Annotated in this window: 14 protein-coding genes and 6 tRNA genes; 16 read left to right on the plus strand and 4 right to left on the minus strand. The window is 41.9% G+C overall.

Annotation, left to right across the window (positions count from 1 at the left end; translation table 11 throughout):
- Window positions 1-15: 15 nt before the first annotated feature.
- The 10 genes from GGD38_RS17580 to GGD38_RS17625 all read left to right on the plus strand — a co-directional run bounded on the left by GGD38_RS17580 (window position 16) and on the right by GGD38_RS17625 (window position 7,098).
- On the plus strand, window positions 16-705 hold the full coding sequence (locus GGD38_RS17580) for a response regulator transcription factor (protein WP_375297560.1): 690 nt from the start codon (window positions 16-18) through the stop codon (window positions 703-705).
- An 8-nt stretch (window positions 706-713) separates the two neighbouring features.
- A complete protein-coding gene (locus GGD38_RS17585) occupies window positions 714-2,087 on the plus strand; it encodes an ATP-binding protein (protein WP_375297561.1) in 1,374 nt (457 codons plus the stop codon).
- Window positions 2,088-2,217: 130 nt separating this feature from the next.
- Complete coding sequence (locus GGD38_RS17590; protein WP_375297562.1) at window positions 2,218-2,727, plus strand: hypothetical protein; 510 nt, start codon at window positions 2,218-2,220, stop codon at window positions 2,725-2,727.
- Window positions 2,728-2,758: 31 nt separating this feature from the next.
- Window positions 2,759-3,670 (plus strand): bestrophin family protein, encoded by a 912-nt coding sequence (locus GGD38_RS17595; protein ID WP_375297563.1) that lies wholly within the window; start codon window positions 2,759-2,761, stop codon window positions 3,668-3,670.
- Between the two features lie 481 nt (window positions 3,671-4,151).
- Window positions 4,152-6,215, plus strand: a complete 2,064-nt coding sequence (fusA, locus tag GGD38_RS17600) for an elongation factor G (RefSeq protein WP_375297564.1) — start codon at window positions 4,152-4,154, stop codon at window positions 6,213-6,215.
- A gap of 272 nt (window positions 6,216-6,487) precedes the next feature.
- A tRNA-Leu gene (locus tag GGD38_RS17605) sits at window positions 6,488-6,560 on the plus strand.
- A 91-nt stretch (window positions 6,561-6,651) separates the two neighbouring features.
- A tRNA-Cys gene (locus GGD38_RS17610) sits at window positions 6,652-6,727 on the plus strand.
- An 11-nt stretch (window positions 6,728-6,738) separates the two neighbouring features.
- Window positions 6,739-6,825 (plus strand) — tRNA-Ser (locus tag GGD38_RS17615).
- Window positions 6,826-6,872: 47 nt separating this feature from the next.
- Window positions 6,873-6,964 (plus strand) — tRNA-Ser (locus tag GGD38_RS17620).
- Window positions 6,965-7,012: 48 nt separating this feature from the next.
- Window positions 7,013-7,098 (plus strand) — tRNA-Tyr (locus GGD38_RS17625).
- A 296-nt stretch (window positions 7,099-7,394) separates the two neighbouring features.
- On the opposite strand, the gene GGD38_RS17630 is transcribed toward GGD38_RS17625, so the two are convergent.
- Window positions 7,395-8,045, minus strand: coding sequence for a DUF2306 domain-containing protein (locus tag GGD38_RS17630; protein WP_375297565.1), 651 nt, complete (start codon window positions 8,043-8,045; stop codon window positions 7,395-7,397).
- A gap of 199 nt (window positions 8,046-8,244) precedes the next feature.
- On the opposite strand from GGD38_RS17630, the gene GGD38_RS17635 reads away from it, so the two are divergent.
- The gene (locus GGD38_RS17635) at window positions 8,245-9,198 is read left to right on the plus strand and encodes an alpha/beta hydrolase (RefSeq protein WP_375297566.1); all 954 of its coding nucleotides are present in this window, start codon (window positions 8,245-8,247) and stop codon (window positions 9,196-9,198) included.
- Window positions 9,199-9,272: 74 nt separating this feature from the next.
- A complete protein-coding gene (locus GGD38_RS17640; RefSeq protein WP_375297567.1) occupies window positions 9,273-10,256 on the plus strand; it encodes a helix-turn-helix domain-containing protein in 984 nt (327 codons plus the stop codon).
- Between the two features lie 525 nt (window positions 10,257-10,781).
- Here the strand turns inward: GGD38_RS17640 and GGD38_RS17645 are convergent.
- The 3 genes from GGD38_RS17645 to recQ all read right to left on the minus strand — a co-directional run bounded on the left by GGD38_RS17645 (window position 10,782) and on the right by recQ (window position 14,083).
- A tRNA-Phe gene (locus GGD38_RS17645) sits at window positions 10,782-10,854 on the minus strand.
- 279 nt (window positions 10,855-11,133) lie between these two features.
- Complete coding sequence (locus tag GGD38_RS17650) at window positions 11,134-11,565, minus strand: hypothetical protein (RefSeq protein ID WP_375297568.1); 432 nt, start codon at window positions 11,563-11,565, stop codon at window positions 11,134-11,136.
- A 211-nt stretch (window positions 11,566-11,776) separates the two neighbouring features.
- Window positions 11,777-14,083, minus strand: coding sequence for a DNA helicase RecQ (gene recQ / locus GGD38_RS17655; RefSeq protein WP_375297569.1), 2,307 nt, complete (start codon window positions 14,081-14,083; stop codon window positions 11,777-11,779).
- A 486-nt stretch (window positions 14,084-14,569) separates the two neighbouring features.
- Here recQ and GGD38_RS17660 point away from each other — a divergent pair, with 486 nt between their 5' ends.
- The 4 genes from GGD38_RS17660 to GGD38_RS17675 all read left to right on the plus strand — a co-directional run bounded on the left by GGD38_RS17660 (window position 14,570) and on the right by GGD38_RS17675 (window position 17,855).
- Window positions 14,570-15,547 carry an SIS domain-containing protein gene (locus GGD38_RS17660; RefSeq protein WP_375297570.1) on the plus strand — a complete coding sequence of 326 codons (978 nt, stop codon included), beginning with the start codon at window positions 14,570-14,572 and terminating at the stop codon, window positions 15,545-15,547.
- A gap of 135 nt (window positions 15,548-15,682) precedes the next feature.
- Entirely contained in the window at window positions 15,683-16,762 is a 1,080-nt protein-coding gene (locus GGD38_RS17665; protein ID WP_375297571.1) for a mannose-1-phosphate guanylyltransferase, read from the plus strand.
- Window positions 16,763-16,764: 2 nt separating this feature from the next.
- Window positions 16,765-17,481: a 3'-5' exonuclease gene (locus tag GGD38_RS17670; protein ID WP_375297572.1), complete on the plus strand. Its 717-nt coding sequence runs from the start codon at window positions 16,765-16,767 to the stop codon at window positions 17,479-17,481.
- An 11-nt stretch (window positions 17,482-17,492) separates the two neighbouring features.
- The gene (locus GGD38_RS17675) at window positions 17,493-17,855 is read left to right on the plus strand and encodes an MmcQ/YjbR family DNA-binding protein (RefSeq protein WP_375297573.1); all 363 of its coding nucleotides are present in this window, start codon (window positions 17,493-17,495) and stop codon (window positions 17,853-17,855) included.
- The last annotated feature ends 8 nt before the right edge of the window (window positions 17,856-17,863 follow it).

Genomic DNA, 17,863 nt, shown 5'->3' on the forward strand with positions numbered 1-17,863 from the left:
ATAATACGATCAAGGATGAAGATTCTTTTAGTTGAAGACGAAGCAGCATTGGCTGGTATGCTGAGCAAAGGTTTAAAGGAAGCCGGCTATGAAGTGTCGGTAGCGCCCGATGGCCTTATTGGGCATGATATGGCACTTAAAAACCAGTTCGATGTACTGGTGCTCGACATTATGCTGCCGGGCATCAATGGCATGCAGCTGTGTAAGGAATTGCGCCGCCAACAAATAGATACGCCCATCCTGATGCTTACAGCATTAGGCACTACAGAGAATATTGTGGCCGGCCTCGATAGCGGCGCAGATGATTACCTGGTAAAACCTTTTCAGTTTGCCGAGCTGGAAGCCAGGCTCAGGACCCTGGGCCGGCGTAAATTACTGGGCAGTAATAATGTACAGTCAGATGTGCTGCAAATAGGCAATCTTTCGCTAAATACCAGTACACGCACAGCCGCCCTCAATGGCGAGCCGGTTAACCTTACGGCAACAGAATACCGGTTGCTTGAATTTATGTTACAGAACCGCGGCCGCGTATTAAGCCGTATGGAACTGCTTGAAAATGTATGGGGCATAGATTTTAACATGAGCACGAATGTGGTGGACGTATATGTGAATTACCTGCGTAAAAAAATAGATATCAATCCTGCACAGAAATTGATCCATACCATGATAGGTATGGGTTATATTCTTAAAGAAGATAAAAAATAACCTTACCATTGAAGATCCAAACACAAACCGCATTGCTGTTTACCGTGCTTACGGCACTGTTGATATTGTTTATCAGTTTTACAACGTTTTACTTTATCAGCCGGTTTGCATCTAACGATTTCCTTAAACGCCTTGAATTGCGTGTAAGGGTTGCCGCCAAACTTCGTTTTGAACAAAATAAATTAAGTACAGTAACCTACCAGGAGCTGCGGCAGCAGTATCTGGAAGTATTGCCCAAAGAAAAAGAATATCTGCTTACCTGGGACTCTGTTTCCAATACCATAGAACCCAGGGTGAGCAACCTGCCGCAATCATTTTACTACAACATTATAGAAGCAGAAGGGAAGACGGTTTATATTCATAAAGACAAAGTGCATTATGCAGGCATTTTATACCACGACGATGGCAAAACCTACATAGTAATTAAATCGGCTGTGAATGAATATGCCAACCGCCTGCTGAGTACGTTGTTACAGGCCAAAATAGCCACCTTTATTGTTGGCGTGTTGCTGGTATTCACGGTGGGAATCTTCTTTAGCCGTAAAACTTTTCAGCCCCTGCGCCAGTTGATAAGTAAAGTGCAGGACATTAGCGCGCATAACCTGCACCTGCGTCTTGAGCTTAAGAAAGGTAAAGATGAAATGACCGAACTGGCGAATACTTTCAATACTATGCTCGATCGCCTGCAAACAGCTTTTGAAACCCAGAACAATTTTGTAAGCAACGCCTCACATGAATTGCGCACCCCGCTAACAACTATTATGGGCGAGGCAGATATCGCACTTAAAAAAGCCCGCACCAATGAAGAGTACCGCCAAAGTTTGCAGGTAATATTAAATGAAGCTGGTAAACTCGATCACCTCACCAGCAGCCTGCTGGCACTGGCGCAAAGTGGTTTCGATGGCAAGAAGCAACGCCGTTCTGTGGTAAGAATGGATGAACTGGTTTGTGAAGTAAAAGCGGCCATCGATGAGCTGCATCCCGAAAATCATGTACAGCTGCATTTTGGCGAACTGCCGCCAAACGAACAACAATTATCTGTAGAAGGTAATTATCATTTGTTAAAACTGGCAATTACTAATATTGTTGTAAATGCCTGTAAATACAGTAACGACAAGCCTGTACAACTTTCGCTGTATGTGGTAAAAGATAAGATAAGCATCAAGGTTGTTGATGAAGGTATAGGTATTCCTGCCTCAGAGCTTAAATATGTGTTTGATCCATTTTACCGGGCTTCCAATACCGATCGGTTCGAAGGGCATGGGGTAGGGTTGCCATTGGCGCGTAATATTATCCGTTTGCACAACGGGGAATTACTAATAAGGTCAGAAGAAAATAAAGGCACTATTGTAGAGGTTGTTCTACATTCACAGTCTTCTTAACGGTTCCTAATTTCTCTAATCGTATTCTTATTTACTTTTTAATGCATTCTTAAGTACCTCTTAAGAGCCTCTAATACCATTGTGGCAATTTTGTACTGTAAACTTCATTGTTCAATTTAATGATTACAGTATGCGCAATGTATTGGTACCTACCGATTTTACTCCTGCTTCTTTTGAGCTGGTTGAAAGCACCATTCAAACCATGGGCGAACAGGTATTGAACATCATGTTGTTCCACGCTTTTCAAATGCCATTCTTTACTGGTGATCTTATAAGGAACCAGCGGAAACCATATCACGATCTGTTAACAGATGCTTTTAGAAATAGCTGTAAACAAATAAAACAGCAGTTTCCCAAACAGGTAAACACCATCACCTTCCGTCACCTGTATGGCAATACCCCTGCTGTGTTCCGCAACTTCGTTGATGCCAATGATGTTGATCTTATTGCTTATCCCGAAGAGTTTGAATTTATTAAAGTGCATGCTGACAGCGTCGATCCTGAGAGGATGTTCAAAAAAAGCGGCGTTCCTCTTTTACGCCAGTTCAAATCAAGACGCCGGGTTATAACCATGCCCGAGATACAGGCGGTGGAAGAAGATGCAGTTGCCTTGTTGCGCCTGCTGAATGCACAAAGATGAAATTAATTGATAACGCTAAACTTTACGAAAGATGTTACTGAAAAAAAATATACCGATTGGTTATGTGTTTGGAAAAGTAAAGATTGAATTGGTAATAATACTGGTGTATAGTTTAGCTATAGCAGTTATACATGAATGGTTCCTCGAAGTGCCTATAAGTATTCCATTAGCCGTACCGGCCGTGTTGGGTACAGTAATATCTTTACTGCTCGGTTTTAGAAGCAACCAGGCGTATGATCGCTGGTGGGAAGCCCGCCAGGTATGGGGCGCCATTGTGAACGACTCCCGTACATTGGCCCGGCAGGTACTCAATTTTACTGAAAGCCAGTATGAAGAAGACATGGTACACCAATGGCGGCAGCGGATGGTACGCCGGCAAATTGCCTGGTGTTATTCACTGGGACAAAGCCTGCGCCGCATGAACCCTACCAGTGGGTTAGATAAATTTTTAAGCAAAAGAGAATTGGAAGTTCTTTCCCGCTTTAATAATGTGCCAATGGCCCTGCTCGATCAGCATGGAAAAGACCTGCGCCGCGCCCTTGAAGAAGGTTATATAAACAGGTACCAGCAAATGGAGATAGATAAAACGCTTACCCGCCTGTGTGATGCTATGGGCAAATGTGAACGTATAAAGAACACTGTATTCCCCAGCACCTATAGTTTATATATTCATTTCTCTTTGCTGTTATTTATTGCCATGTTGCCATTTGGTGTGATAGATTATTTCGGGTTTCTTGAAGTGCCTTTAGTGGTGGCCATCAGTGCTTCATTTTTGCTGATAGAAAAAATGGCCATTCATTTACAGGACCCCTTTGAGAACAAGCCAACCGATACACCTATGACCGCCATTGCAGGTACTATTGAACGTGATCTTAAACAGTTGATGCACGATCAGGACCTGCCAGAGGTAAAAAATCAGGAAAAGTATTATTATATCTTGTAGGGAAGAAGCAAGTGTCAGGTAAAACAAATCCCCACCCTTTTGGTCCGGGGATTTGTTGTTTTGAAATAATTATATAGTTTTGCATCTCAATTCGATCATTAAGTATCATGATTAAGACCATAACATACAAGACAGGTATAAACGCTAATTCGGCCATCAGGGCTGTAATTGCCAGTACTTGTATTGTCTTTATAGGAAATGGGGAGACAAACCCATTACCGGATAAAAGGGATTAATCGTTACTATTATAATAGTTTACGCCTTCCCAATATTCGGGAAGGCGTTTTTGTTTGTCTCCCCGTGATTGTTTCCCCGGCATTTAAATATTATTATTAATTCAGCAATATGAAATTCATAATCAAAACAATAATTAGCGTATTCACTGACCATGTTCGGTGACGTTAGGTGTGTTTTGCATATTGCAGAAAGCCTCTCGTTACAAACGGGGGGCTTTTTTATTTATTCTCTACAGATATACTTTATGAAACGGTTACAACAATTCAGAAATATTGGAATTATGGCGCACGTCGATGCTGGTAAAACAACTGTCACCGAACGTATGCTTTATTATACAGGGTTTACGCATCGCTTAGGTAATGTTGATGATGGAAACACAGTGATGGACAGCGATCCGCAGGAAGAGAAAAGAGGCATAACCATTTCATCTGCTGCTATAACTACTTATTGGGACTATGCGGGTGAAAGGTATCAGATAAATATTATCGATACTCCTGGCCACGTTGATTTTGCGGCGGAAGTAGAAAGATCGTTGCGGGTGCTCGATGGCGCCGTGGCTGTGTTTTGTGCAAAGAGTGGCGTACAACCACAATCGGAATCGGTATGGCGCCAGGCCAACAGGTATAACATACCGCGTATTGTTATGATCAATAAAATGGACCGGCAGGGTGCTGAGTTTATGCGCGTGGTAAATGAAATAAGAACATTGTTACACGCGAATGCTGTTCCGGTGCAATTGCCAATTGGCGCCGAAGACGATCATCGTGGTATTGTTGATCTTATAACCATGCGGGCATTACTATGGAACAGCGATGATGGAAAACAATTTGAAGAGACAGCCATCCCCGCCCATTTGTTGCCGGAGGCAGAAAAGCAACGCAATCATTTGTTAGAAGAATTGTCATTGACCAATGAAGAATTGTTTGAACTGTTCACAACAAATGCGGCTGCCATAACAACCAAAACCATTTATAAGGCGTTGCGCCAGGCAACCGTCAGTATGCAATTGGTGCCGGTAGTATGCGGTGCTGCTTACAGGAACAAGGGCGTGCAACCTTTGCTTAATGCGGTTGTGCAATATTTGCCTTCGCCTGTTGATATAACTGATGTTGCTGGTATAGATCCATCGACAGAAGAACAGAAGGTGGTACGAACCGATGAGAATGCGCCATTTGCCGGGCTTGCGTTTAAGATCATCACTAATGATTATACAGGTAAGCTGGCATTGGTAAGAGTATATTCAGGTGTATTGCGGCAAGGTGATACTGTGTGGAATAGCCGCACCGGAAAGAAAGTGCGGGTGAGCAGGTTAATGCGCATCATGAGCGATAAGTATGAAACCGTTGATCAAATTGGCGCTGGCGACATTGGTGCACTGGTTGGGTTGAAGGAAGTAAAAACAGGCGATACATTGGCCGATCCGGACAACAAAGTATTGTTAGAAAGTATTTTCTTCCCCGAACCTATGATCGGTTACTCCATTGAAGCGAAGTCGTCGAAAGAATCTGTGAAATTGGGAGAGGCATTATCACAGTTGTTAGATGAAGATCCTACGCTGGTGGTAGAAACAAATAAAGAAACCGGGCAAACGATCCTTAAGGGTATGGGCGAGTTACACCTGGAAGTTGTGTTGGAAAAGTTAGCTACTGAATACGAGGTGGAGGTTAACAAAGGGCAGCCGCAAATAGCCTATAAGGAAATTTTAACGCAGTCTGTTTTACATAAGGAAATATTCAAGAAACAGAATGGTGGTCCCGGTAGTTATGCCGAGATCCATTTTGAACTTTCGCCCCGTGAGCAGAATTTGCCGGGACTTGAATTTATTGATGAGATCAAAGGTGGCGCTATACCAAAGGAGTTCATTGCTTCTGTTCAAAAAGGTTTTGCCGCGGCTATGCAGTCGGGTGTACTGGCTGGTTATCCCGTGAAATCGATGCGTGTAAGGTTGTTTGATGGCGACATTCATGAAAACGACTCGCATGCACAGGACTTTGAACTGGCTGCCGGTATGGGCTTTAAAGCTGCTGCGTTGAAAGCGGCGCCAAAGATGTTGGAGCCGGTTATGCAAGTTGATATAACAACGCCCGATGAATACATGGGCGCCATTACGGGTGACTTAAATCGAAGACGTGGCATCATCAGAGGAATTGAAATGAAAGGAAATGTGCAGTGTATAAAAGCGGAAGTTCCTTTGTCAGGCCTGTTCGGATATATCATCACGTTAAGAAGTTTATCAAGTGGCCGTGCTACGGTTTCTTTAACGTTTCATGATTACCAATTGGTGCCAGACAACGTTAGCGTAAAATGATGAAGTAAACAAGGGAGGTTCTCCGCCAGCTGGCGGAGAGCTTCCCTTTTTAGTGAGAAAAATATATTGCGCAATGTTTGGCGATATCAAAATTCTTTTGCTAGCTTTGTGTCATGATTCGCACTAATTCATATTTACTGTCATTATCACTCAGTTGCTATAGCAGCGAGCTGAAGGGCAGTTATATACATGCGAATAAGAGTTAAAGCAAATACATAACTTATATAAGCATAAGCCCTTCAGGTAAAAAACTTGAAGGGTTTTTTGTTTTTAGCCCCTTAGCCCAACGGAAGAGGCTGCTGACTTAGGATCAGTATAGTGTGAGTTCGAATCTCACAGGGGCTACTGTTATGCATAGCCGTATAGTCCAATTGGAAGGAGACAACAGTTTTAAACCCTGTCCAGTCCGGGTTCGAATCCCGGTGCGGCTACATAAGAGCAGGTACTCAATACCGGTATGGAGATTGGTCTGCAAAACCAATTTAATATGGGTTCAATTCCCATCCTGCTCTCTTAGTATTTTGGAAGGTTAGCATAATTGGCAATGCAGCAGTCTTGAAAACTGCCGTACGTGTTACAGCGTTTGCAGGTTCGAGTCCTGCACCTTCCGCATCGTCCGCTGTAGTTTAAACAAAGGCGGACTTATATGTTCTTATTGGAGAGTAGGCCAGATATTGGTTTGCTGCGGCATCCTGCTAAGATGTTTCTCGTTTAACAACGGGATGAAGGTTCGATTCCTTTGCTCTCCGCCGTTGCCCACTGTATCCGCCAGCCGGCGGAGAAGGTGGGTATTACATGGGTCGTCGGCAACGATGGTGGAGTTGCGCCAGACTGTAAATCTGGTACATTAGAAACGCAGAAGGTTCGAATCCTTCACGGCCCACAGGCATCAACGTATATAAGTAAAGAATAATGCTATGGATTAAGAATTGCTTAACTTTTATTACCAATGCGAAACAGTAATATTATGGTATAACCCTTTTGTTATGACACTTTTACTTCTATTACCCATTGTTTTGCTACTTCTTTCGGGTTGGGCGGCTACCGCTATATCGCAGGCAGTGCATAAAAATCTGGTTAAAGCCGGAAATGCACATGCTAAGTTGTTTCGGGTATTGATATGGTTTGGAAGTTTTATATTGATCGCGGGGGTTACAATCTTTCTGGTAATTAATAATATCAGGATTGAGCGATAGCTCTTTTTCTTTGTGCTTTCCATATTAACCATTCGGCAAGTAACAGGTTAGGAACAAAGCCTATCCAGGCATCTATCATATAAAGGGTTAACGGATCTGGATGAAATGTATTTGCAAGTATTATTTTCCATGAGCGCAATGTAATGGCTGAAAAGGTAAGCGAAAAACTGCGGATCATAAACCGTTTATGTTGCCTGATGTCTCTTTTTCGCGCAGCCATAACCGCTTTTAAGGTAAACCAAAACCACAAGCAATCGAAGACGGTAAAAGCAATTTTTGAAGGAAGTAACCCATTGGCATAATACGCCATTATAAGGGCAGCCGGAAAATTGATGATCAATATACCAACTACATATATCCACCCAACAATCCGGTGCAACCGACGGTACTTCTTTAATACGTGATCTGAAAACTGAGTTAGTCCTGCCGCGAGCGCAAGCACACTACTAAAAACGTGAATATAGAATGCTGTTTTCCACAATGGAATGTGAATATACTCCTGTTTGTATTGAAGAAAATGAATATCAGTTTTAAAAGACGAGTAATCAATTGCCATTTGCAACATGAGGAATGTTCCTATACATAGTACAAGATAGGCAATGAAAGAACCGAAGATAGTAGCGGCAATTTTCACTAATTATAGTGTGTTGGATATTCAAAATATAAAAAAGCGATCATAACTTTCATTATAACCGCTTACTTTCTTTATAGTTTGGGATGGTTTTAACATCCCCCTGTAAGAAACTCCGTTTTGATTTATAGAACCAGTACTTTGGATACTTGCAGCAGCCCCCTGTGTTTGAATTTTGTGTATCACAATTAAACAAAGAAATATGAACACAACCATTCAGGCGGACGTAAGCGCACAGGTTACAAAAAAGGACGTATCCTTTCTGTCGAACAAATTGAAACTTGCCGCCCATTTATACCTGCCAGCACCTATAGATTCAATAACAGGACCATTACCTGCAATAGTGGTAGGCCACCCCGGCACTGCAGTGAAAGAACAAACCGCTGGTTTGTATGCCAGCCTTTTGGCCGAAAAGGGATTTGTTACCCTGGCTTTTGATGCTGCTTACCAGGGCGAAAGTGAAGGCCTGCCTCGCGGACTGGAAGACCCTGCACAACGCGTGGAAGATATTAAAGCGGCCGTTTCATTTATGAGTACCCTTGCTTTTGTGAATCCTGAGCGCATAGGTGTATTGGGTATTTGTGCATCGGGCGGTTATGGAATTGCAGCAGCAGCTACTGATACGCGGGTAAAAGCCATTGCAACGGTGAGTGCTGCTGATATAGGCCGGCAATTCAGGAATGGCGGTGATGGCACTCAGGACATTTCTATTATAAAAAATATGCTCAACTATGCTGCTGCGGCCAGAACGGCCGAAGCAAAAGGAGAGGCGCCTGCATCATTCCCAATATTTCCTGAAACGGAAGAACAGGCAAAAGCGTTGGGACAGCATGTTTATGAAGGCTGGCAATATTACTGTACGACGCCATATGCACACCCTCGTTCTGCAAAAACTTTTACCTGGAGCAGTGTTGACCGTATTGCAGGTTTTGATGCCTTGCGCTTTGTACAAATGATAGCGCCCCGCCCATTATTAATGATAGTAGGGTCTGAAGCAGTAACAAAGTGGATAACTGATGAGGCAATGGCCGGCGCACAAGACTCCAAAGAGTTGTGTATAATTGAAGGAGCAACACATGTTGACCTGTATTATAAAAAAGCGTTTGTAACACCCGCTGTTGATAAACTCGCAAGCTTTTTCTCCACTAAATTATAAAGAACAGGGTAGAGGCGATTCAAAGGGATAACCCTTTGCAATTCCTCTACCCTAAATAGTTGTACTTTTAATATATGAAACAAGTGGACAATACACCACATAGGATCAATTCAATTTCCGAATTGCATAAGCTGCTTGGTTTACCAAAACCAACACATCCGCTTGTTAGCCTTATTCGCAATTGCGATGTGAAAATGGTAAAAGAAGAATTTCCGACCTCCCTGCTTCTTAATTTTTATAAGATATCTTACATGGAACAGGTACCCGCGAAGGTAAAATATGGGCAGGGGTATTATGACTTCGACGAAGGCGGGATGGTATTTGTATCTCCCGATCAATTACTTAATGCACCCGATGATGCCGAGGAATATGAAGGAATGAATTTGTTTGTGCATCCTGATTTTTTACAAACCTATCCCTTAGCTGCGAACATTAAAAAGTATCACGTCTTCTCGTATGCAACTAACGAGGCGCTCCATCTTTCTGAGAAAGAAAAAGTAACTATTGAATCTGTATTCCGCATTATTGGAAGCGAGTTGGAAGAGAGGATTGATGACAGCAGCCAGGATGTGATCATTTCCCAAATAGAACTATTGTTGAATTACAGCAATCGATATTATAAAAGGCAATTCAATACCCGTAAAGCGGTAAACCACGATGTATTGACCCGCCTTGAAAAAATACTCGACGACTACTTTAACAGCGAAACAGCGCTTACAAACGGATTGCCCACGGTTCAGTTTTTAGCCGATGAATTACATCTTTCACCACATTATTTAAGTGATTTGCTACGTACGCTAACCGGCCAAAACGCACAGCAGCATATACACAACAAGGTTATTGAAAAGGCTAAAGCGGCGCTTTCAACCACCAATTTATCTATTGCAGAAATAGCGTATAACCTGGGCTTCGGGTATCCGCAAAGCTTTAATAAGTTTTTTAAAACAAAGGTTAAGTGTTCTCCGCTGGAGTTTAGGGAGTCATTTAAATGCCGGACAAGACTAGGATCAGGTCAAATTCTTGAGTACATAAATTTTTACATTGGACGTTTGTTGTAAATGTATCAAAAATTGAAGCGCTTCTTGGTTTTTATGTGGCGTTAGTAACTATTTATGAGACCTCAGTTACTAATTATGCTGTGGCAGTAACTTATTATGACTCATCCCGGGCTAAGTATGACACGTTGGTGGCTAATAACGAAACATAAATAGCTTTTTAAAGAACATCCCTGGGCAACTTTGGCTCGTAAGTCAATTTTTATGGAATGTCCCTTCCTTTTTTGGGATCTAAGTTTTTAATATACAATCGATATTTAAGTACCGATGTCCCGTTTTTACCTACCAACGAGACAAAACTAACTACTGATGATCCATACAAAGCAATTGGTGCGGCGATTTAAGTAAGGGATATATCATATAAACAGCCGGATGATCCAAAATAAGCGGTGAATGACTCATAATAAGCACAGGAAATTGCATAAAAAGCCACCGATGGTAAATATAAAGTTTGGGAGAAGGTTTTTTAAGACCTTTTACAATTGTATATAAATAAAAAAGCCCCTGATATTTATCAGAGGCTTTTCGTGGTGTGGGGCGGGATCGAACCGCCGACACAAGGATTTTCAGTCCTTTGCTCTACCGACTGAGCTACCGCACCTTTTTTTATTTTTCCCTTTTCATACCTGTTTGGCTAAATCGGGCTGCAAAAATAGGAGATATTCCCAATAAAACACCAAAAAATGTAAAAAGATTTCGATTTTTTTTTCTGCAATTATTCCATAGCGCGATGCCAGATATCCATCGGCACGCCACAAGGATTTTAATTATTTTTCTGGCCAAAAAAAAGCATCCGTGGGCTACGGATGCTGTCGGCTTATTCATTATTCATGCCCTTATTGCAGTTTCTTAATCCTATTTTGTTCAAAAAATTTCTTTATTAAATCACTTCCACTAAATCCTTCTTCACCGGCGTACTATCGTTACCTAAATCCAATATCAGCTTCTTTACCTCTGGTTGAGTTGCATGCTCCTGTTCCGGCGCCTCACGCTTAATTGCTTCAGGATTATCCTTCTGCTGTGGAGCTGCTAAGTCTACTTCAATATCTGTTATTAATTCAGAACCAGCCGCTTTTTCAAAAAGAGGATCATATATCCAGTGGCTGTCATCTAAAGTTTTGGAGGTGGAAGTTTTATTTTCTGCACTGTCAATAGCCGGAGCGGCTTTGTTCATGTCAGAACCAAATGAGGAAACCGTATTGTTCGCCTTGTTTAGAGATAAAAGATTGCTGACCTCACTCTTCTTTATCATTACCCCATACACACATGCCAGCATCAAGCACGAAATGCCCATGAGTACAATGGTTTTCATTAGGATTAAATTTATCGTTTAGGAGGTAAATTAATCTCTACACTCATAAACGGGATTCTGGCATCTAAAGTATTAACAAGGAGCTAAATATGGTTTTTATTTCGATTAAAGCTCGTTATTGTTCGATGAATGATCCCTGCCATAAGGCAGGGTATAAATAAAACCCCGACGGTTACCGTCGGGGTCAATATAATTCAATAAGCTTCGTCGATTACATACCGTACTGGGCCAGAAACTTGATGCGCATGATCTTCAATTGCTCCCAGGTAAAGTTATCGTCTGCAAGTTCTTCCAATGCAACCTGCAATGATGAAGTTTCACAACCTTTGAAGTACTCAATAATATCCTCCTGCTCATTTTCATCAAGCATTTCGGCAATGGCGTAATCAAGGTTCAGCTTTGTTCCGCTGGCTGCAATGGTTTCCATTTCTTCCAGCATTTCATCCATACGCCAGCCTTTGTTTTTGGCAATAACCTCGAGGGGGATCTTTTTATCGGTCTGTTGAATAATGTATACTTTATTACCGCTTTTGTTAACCACACTTTTCATTACGAAATCATCGGGGCGCACAATATTATTCTCCTCAACATAGCGGGCTACCATTTCAATAAACGGTTTACCATAGCGAATGGCCTTGCCTTTACTTACGCCAGAGCATTTTTCAAGCTCTTCCAATGTAGTGGGGTATAAAGTGGCCATATCCTGCAGCGAAGTTTCAAGGAAGATCACAAACGGTGGCAGTGATTTTCTTTTGGCTTCTTTCTGACGCAGTTCTTTCAGCATTTCAAACAGCTTTTCATCAGCTGCTGCACCTGTGGCTGCTTCTGAACCTTCATCGTCATCGGCATTGGCCTCTTCATATAAATTGTTCAGAACGATCTTGAACGATTTTGGCTTTTTGCTGAAAGCTTCTCCATTCTTGGTGATCTTTAATACACCATAATCTTCAATATCCTTACTCAACAATCCTTCCAGCAACATTTGCCTTATCAGTGAGTTCCAGTAATGGTCGGGTTGATCGTTACCAATACCAAATTCGGCAAGGCCTTCATGGCGGTACATGGTAATATTAGGCGTTAACCTTCCAATGATGATGTTCACCGTATAGTCAGATGCAAAACGTTCGTCGAGCGCTTTGATCACCTTCAATACTTTCACCACATTGTCTTTTGCTTCAACCTGTTCTTTCGGATGTAAACAGTTATCACACTGTCCGCAATTCTGGTCGGTATACTCTTCACCAAAATAGCTCATCAGTATTTTACGACGGCATACGCCACTTTCGGCATACGCTACCGTTTCACTAATGAGTTGTGCACCCACTTCGCGTTCGCTCAGTGGTTTATCGCGCATCAGGTGTTCGAGTTTTGAAACGTCTTTATGTGAATAGTAAAGAATACATTTTCCTTCCAGTCCATCACGGCCGGCGCGACCGGTTTCCTGGTAATAGTTCTCAATACTTTTTGGAATGTTGAAGTGGATAACAAAACGGATATCCGGTTTGTCGATACCCATTCCAAATGCAATGGTGGCAACAATAACCTGAACGTCTTCATTCAGAAACAGGTCCTGCCGTTCAGCACGTAATTTACTGTCGAGACCCGCGTGATAAGCAACGGCTTTTATGCCATTGGCCATCAGCATGTCGGCCAGTTCTTCAGTGGTCTTACGATTTAATGTATAAATGATACCGCTTTTGCCTTTCATTTGAACAATGAAACGCACAATGTTCTTGGCGGTTTGATCTTTCTTGATCTTAGGCTGTATTTCGTAATACAGGTTGGGGCGGTTAAAAGAAGATATAAAGATCTCTGGTTCTTTTAAGGCCAGGTTCTTGATAATATCACTTTGAACTTTTGGCGTTGCGGTGGCTGTTAACGCAATTACCGGTATGTCAGGATTAATTTGCGTCATCATCTCACGCAACCTTCTGTATTCAGGACGGAAATCGTGTCCCCATTCTGAAATACAGTGCGCTTCGTCAACTGCAAAAAAGGAAAGTTTCAGATCTGAAAAGAACTCCAGATTTTCCTGTTTGGTCAATGTTTCGGGCGCAACGTATAGCATTTTTGTGCGACCGCTTAACAGGTCATCATGCACTTCGCGAATTTCCTTTTTTGTTAACGTAGAGTTAAGAAAATGCGCTACATCATCTTTACTGCTGTAACTGCGCACCAGGTCAACCTGGTTTTTCATTAACGCAATGAGCGGACTTATAATAATAGCCACACCTTCACTCATGATGGCGGGCAACTGATAACACAAGCTTTTTCCACCGCCTGTAGGTTTAATTACAAACGTATCTTTTCCCGACAATAAACTTTTGATGATGGCTTCCTGGTTGCCTTTGAAATGATCGAATCCAAATTGCTCCTGGAGAGCTTGATGTAAAGAAGCGCTTGTAATGGTAGAAGTAGTAGAAGAAGAATTTGATATTTTTTTCTTTGCTACTGTTGTGTCTTTGTCTTTCTGAACTTTTGCCGTTTTAGACGGTGATTTTTTTGATGTGGTTGACATTGCTCAAAGTGTTTCCTTCGCACAGATTGTTTCAGAAAATATAATTACCAAGCCTGATTGACGGTTTTTATTAACGTCAATAAATGGTACTTGTTGCCCTTTAGCAAATCGTCAGGTGAATGGGTTTTAAATCAGGCCCTTTAGGATAAGAATGTAATAGGCAAAACATGTAAAGGGATGCGAATTTAATTCATTTTTGTTGTTATGCCAATCTTTTAATTGTCAAATCCTCATATTTAAAAAGCTACTTAAGTGACATTCAGTCATGTAATAGCAATTCGTTGTATGATAACTAAGATACTATAGCAGATTTAAGAATAAACTGCTTAACTTAACAAAAGCCGAACACCGTTGTTGGTATAAGCGTTTGATAAATAATGCATCGCAGGGCTGTGGATAACATGAACAGCAAAATGAACAGGATACCCGCAATAATTAAGTAAAGCTTTGTGCAATTAACATTTTCAAGTAGGTTTGCGCCTTAATATGTCAACCGTGTCTGCCATTGATATTAAGTCTGTTGCGCTTCGAACCATTGGGTTGGAAGCAGAAGCCATAGCGTCTTTACAAACTATGGTGAACGATGATTTTGAAAAAGCTGTAAATGCCATTTACAACATGAAGGGCAGGCTGGTTATCAGTGGCATTGGCAAAAGCGCATTGATAGCCCAGAAATTGGTTGCCACCTTAAACTCAACAGGAACACCTGCCGTTTTTTTGCATGCGGCAGATGCTATTCACGGCGACCTGGGAATGGTACAGCAGGATGACGTAGTAATGATCATTAGCAAAAGTGGCGAAAGCCCCGAAATAAAAGTATTGGTACCACTGGTCAGAAATTTCGGCAATATCATGATCGGTATGGTGGGTAACATCGGTTCGTTTTTAGCCCGCCAGTCGAATATTGTTCTGAACACCACCGTATCGCAGGAAGCCTGCCCAAACAACCTGGCGCCCACATCGAGCACAACAGCCCAACTGGTTATGGGCGATGCTATTGCAGTAACCCTTATGGAGTTAAGAGGTTTTACTTCAGAAGATTTTGCCCGGTTCCATCCTGGCGGTACTCTCGGAAAAAAATTATACCTGCGCGTATCCGACCTCTATGTAAACAACGAAAAACCAAAGGTTAGTGCTGCTGCTTCACTAAAAGAAGTGATTGTAGAAATATCAAAGAAACGGCTGGGAACAACAGCTGTTACCGACGATAACAATCGCTTGTTGGGCATCATTACCGATGGCGATCTGCGACGAATGCTCGAAAAGAATATTCCCTTAGACAGCGTGACGGCCAAAGAGATCATGACGCTTAACCCAAAAACGATCACCGCCGATGCATTGGCTGTTGAAGCGCTTGATCGTTTAAGAAAGTTCGATATCAATCAGTTGGTAGTTGTATCGGCTGAAATGGAATACCATGGTTTTGTTCACCTGCACGATCTTATAAGGGAAGGGCTCATTTGAGTTATTTTTAATGATCAGCAAGTTTGTAACTTTATCAACTAATAATGTTGACAATTTTTCGTTTGTAGCAGAATTGTTTTTACACCAGTTAACATATCAACATTTCAGGCTTAGCTGAAGGACAACTTTACAAAAATGAACAAACATCACTACGTAGCAATAATGGCGGGGGGAATAGGAAGCCGTTTTTGGCCTATGAGCCGTACCAATTACCCCAAACAGTTCCTCGATATATTGAATACTGGAAAAACACTCATACAGGCCACGTATGACCGATTTGCTTCTTTTATACCGGCTGAAAATATTTTTGTAGTTACCTCAAGTGAATATATAAATATTGTAAAGAAGCAATTACCACAATTGCCTCTGCAGAATATCCTGGGCGAGCCTTCACGCAAAAATACCGCACCTTGTATAGCCTATATTTCCTATAAACTGAGCCAGCTCGATCCCGAGGCTTCGCTTATAGTAGCTCCTTCAGATCATCTGATACTGGACCCAATTGCATTTAATAAAGTTTGTTTCGAAGCGCTTGGTTTTGTTAGTGAACATAATGCATTGGTAACGCTGGGTATTCAACCCACTTATCCACATACCGGTTATGGGTATATACAATTTGAACAATATACGGTAAGCGACAATGTGTATAAAGTAAAGTTGTTTACAGAAAAACCCGAACTGGATATTGCAAAGAGCTTTTTGGCCAGCGGGGACTTCTTATGGAACGCCGGCATTTTCGTTTGGCAGGTAAAAAACATCATACCCGCTTTTGCGAAACACCTGCCCGAAATGTTCGATGTATTTGAAGCTGAAAAAACACATTTCAATACCACACAGGAAAATCCTGCATTGCAACGCATTTATCCGCTTTGTACCAATATCTCAATCGACTTTGGTATAATGGAAAAGGCCGATAACGTATATGTAATTCCTTCTTCCTTCGGCTGGAGCGATTTGGGTAGCTGGAACAGCGCCTGGGATAACTTCGCAAAAGACAAAGAGGAGAATGCCATTAAAGGTAATGTTATGGTATTCGATACACAGCGTAGCATCGTTCATACACCCGAAAGCAAATTAGTGGTAATACAGGGTTTGGAAGACTACATAGTAGTTGATACCAACGACGTGTTACTTATCTGCAAAAGAGAAAAAGAACAGGAGATCAAAGATTATGTTGCAGAAGTAAAAAGGAACAAGGGAGATAAGTATCTTTAAGAATGGTTACACTCAACAACATTCTTTTTCTCGACATAGAAACAGTTCCGCAGTACGATTGCTACGATAAATTACCTCCCGAATGGAAAGCCCTTTGGGATGTTAAAGCTGCCTATTTAATTCGCAATAAGGAAGAAGAAACTGTAGAAACCATCTATAACCGGGCCGGTATATATTCCGAATTCGGTAAAATTGTATGCATCAGTTGTGGAATTATACAAGGATATAATCCTACAAAAAAGCTGATCATAAAAAGTTTTTATGGCGAAGATGAAAAGGAATTGTTGTTACAGTTTTGCGATATGCTGAAACGTTGGGCTACCGACGCCAATAAATGCCTGTGCGCACACAACGGAAAAGAATTTGATTTTCCATTCCTGTGCCGCCGCATGATCATTCATAATATTCCCCTGCCTGCCATACTCAACACCCGCGGCAAAAAGCCCTGGGAAATAAGTCACCTCGATACCATGGACCTTTGGCGTTTTGGTGATTTTAAAACATTCACCTCACTTAACCTGCTGGCCTGTACGCTGGGCATTCCTACCCCCAAAGATGATATCGACGGCAGCATGGTTTGGGAAGTGTACTGGAAAGATAAAGACCTGGAACGCATTGCTACCTATTGCCAGAAAGATGTGATAACTGCTGTACAGGTATACCTGCGTATGACGGGGGAAGAAAAAATAGATGCCGACAGTATAGAAATTAAATCGTAAAACAGAGGTGTATGGATATAGAATCTCTTCGCGATTATTGCCTTTCAAAACCAGCTGTGGAAGAAACGCTACCCTTTGGCCCCGATACGCTGGTTTATAAAGTAGGCGGAAAGATCTTCCTGCTTTGTGGCATGAACTCAGAACCATTGCAGTTTAATGTAAAGTGTGATCCCGAAAAAGCCATTGAGCTGCGCGAACGCTACGATTGCGTTCAGCCGGGTTACCATATGAATAAGAAGCACTGGAATACCATTGTGGTTGATGGAGCCGCCTCCAACACCCTGCTGAAAGAATGGATCGATGACTCTTATGAGCTAATTGTAAAAAGCCTGCCGGCAAAAGCACGAGAGCAGCTTAAGGGTAATAAAAAATAAACTTATCA

The sequence above is a fragment of the Niastella sp. OAS944 genome, from assembly GCA_024809215.1.
Lineage (GTDB): Bacteria > Bacteroidota > Bacteroidia > Chitinophagales > Chitinophagaceae > Niastella.

Coding starts and splice junctions, on each gene's coding strand:
- GGD38_RS17580 (WP_375297560.1), top strand. CDS start 16: ATGAAGATTCTTTTAGTTGAAGACGAAGCAGCATTGGCTGGTATGCTG.
- GGD38_RS17590 (WP_375297562.1), top strand. CDS start 2,218: ATGCGCAATGTATTGGTACCTACCGATTTTACTCCTGCTTCTTTTGAG.
- GGD38_RS17595 (WP_375297563.1), top strand. CDS start 2,759: ATGTTACTGAAAAAAAATATACCGATTGGTTATGTGTTTGGAAAAGTA.
- fusA (WP_375297564.1), top strand. CDS start 4,152: ATGAAACGGTTACAACAATTCAGAAATATTGGAATTATGGCGCACGTC.
- GGD38_RS17635 (WP_375297566.1), top strand. CDS start 8,245: ATGAACACAACCATTCAGGCGGACGTAAGCGCACAGGTTACAAAAAAG.
- GGD38_RS17640 (WP_375297567.1), top strand. CDS start 9,273: ATGAAACAAGTGGACAATACACCACATAGGATCAATTCAATTTCCGAA.
- GGD38_RS17650 (WP_375297568.1), bottom strand. CDS start 11,565: ATGAAAACCATTGTACTCATGGGCATTTCGTGCTTGATGCTGGCATGT.
- recQ (WP_375297569.1), bottom strand. CDS start 14,083: ATGTCAACCACATCAAAAAAATCACCGTCTAAAACGGCAAAAGTTCAG.
- GGD38_RS17660 (WP_375297570.1), top strand. CDS start 14,570: ATGTCAACCGTGTCTGCCATTGATATTAAGTCTGTTGCGCTTCGAACC.
- GGD38_RS17665 (WP_375297571.1), top strand. CDS start 15,683: ATGAACAAACATCACTACGTAGCAATAATGGCGGGGGGAATAGGAAGC.
- GGD38_RS17670 (WP_375297572.1), top strand. CDS start 16,765: ATGGTTACACTCAACAACATTCTTTTTCTCGACATAGAAACAGTTCCG.
- GGD38_RS17675 (WP_375297573.1), top strand. CDS start 17,493: ATGGATATAGAATCTCTTCGCGATTATTGCCTTTCAAAACCAGCTGTG.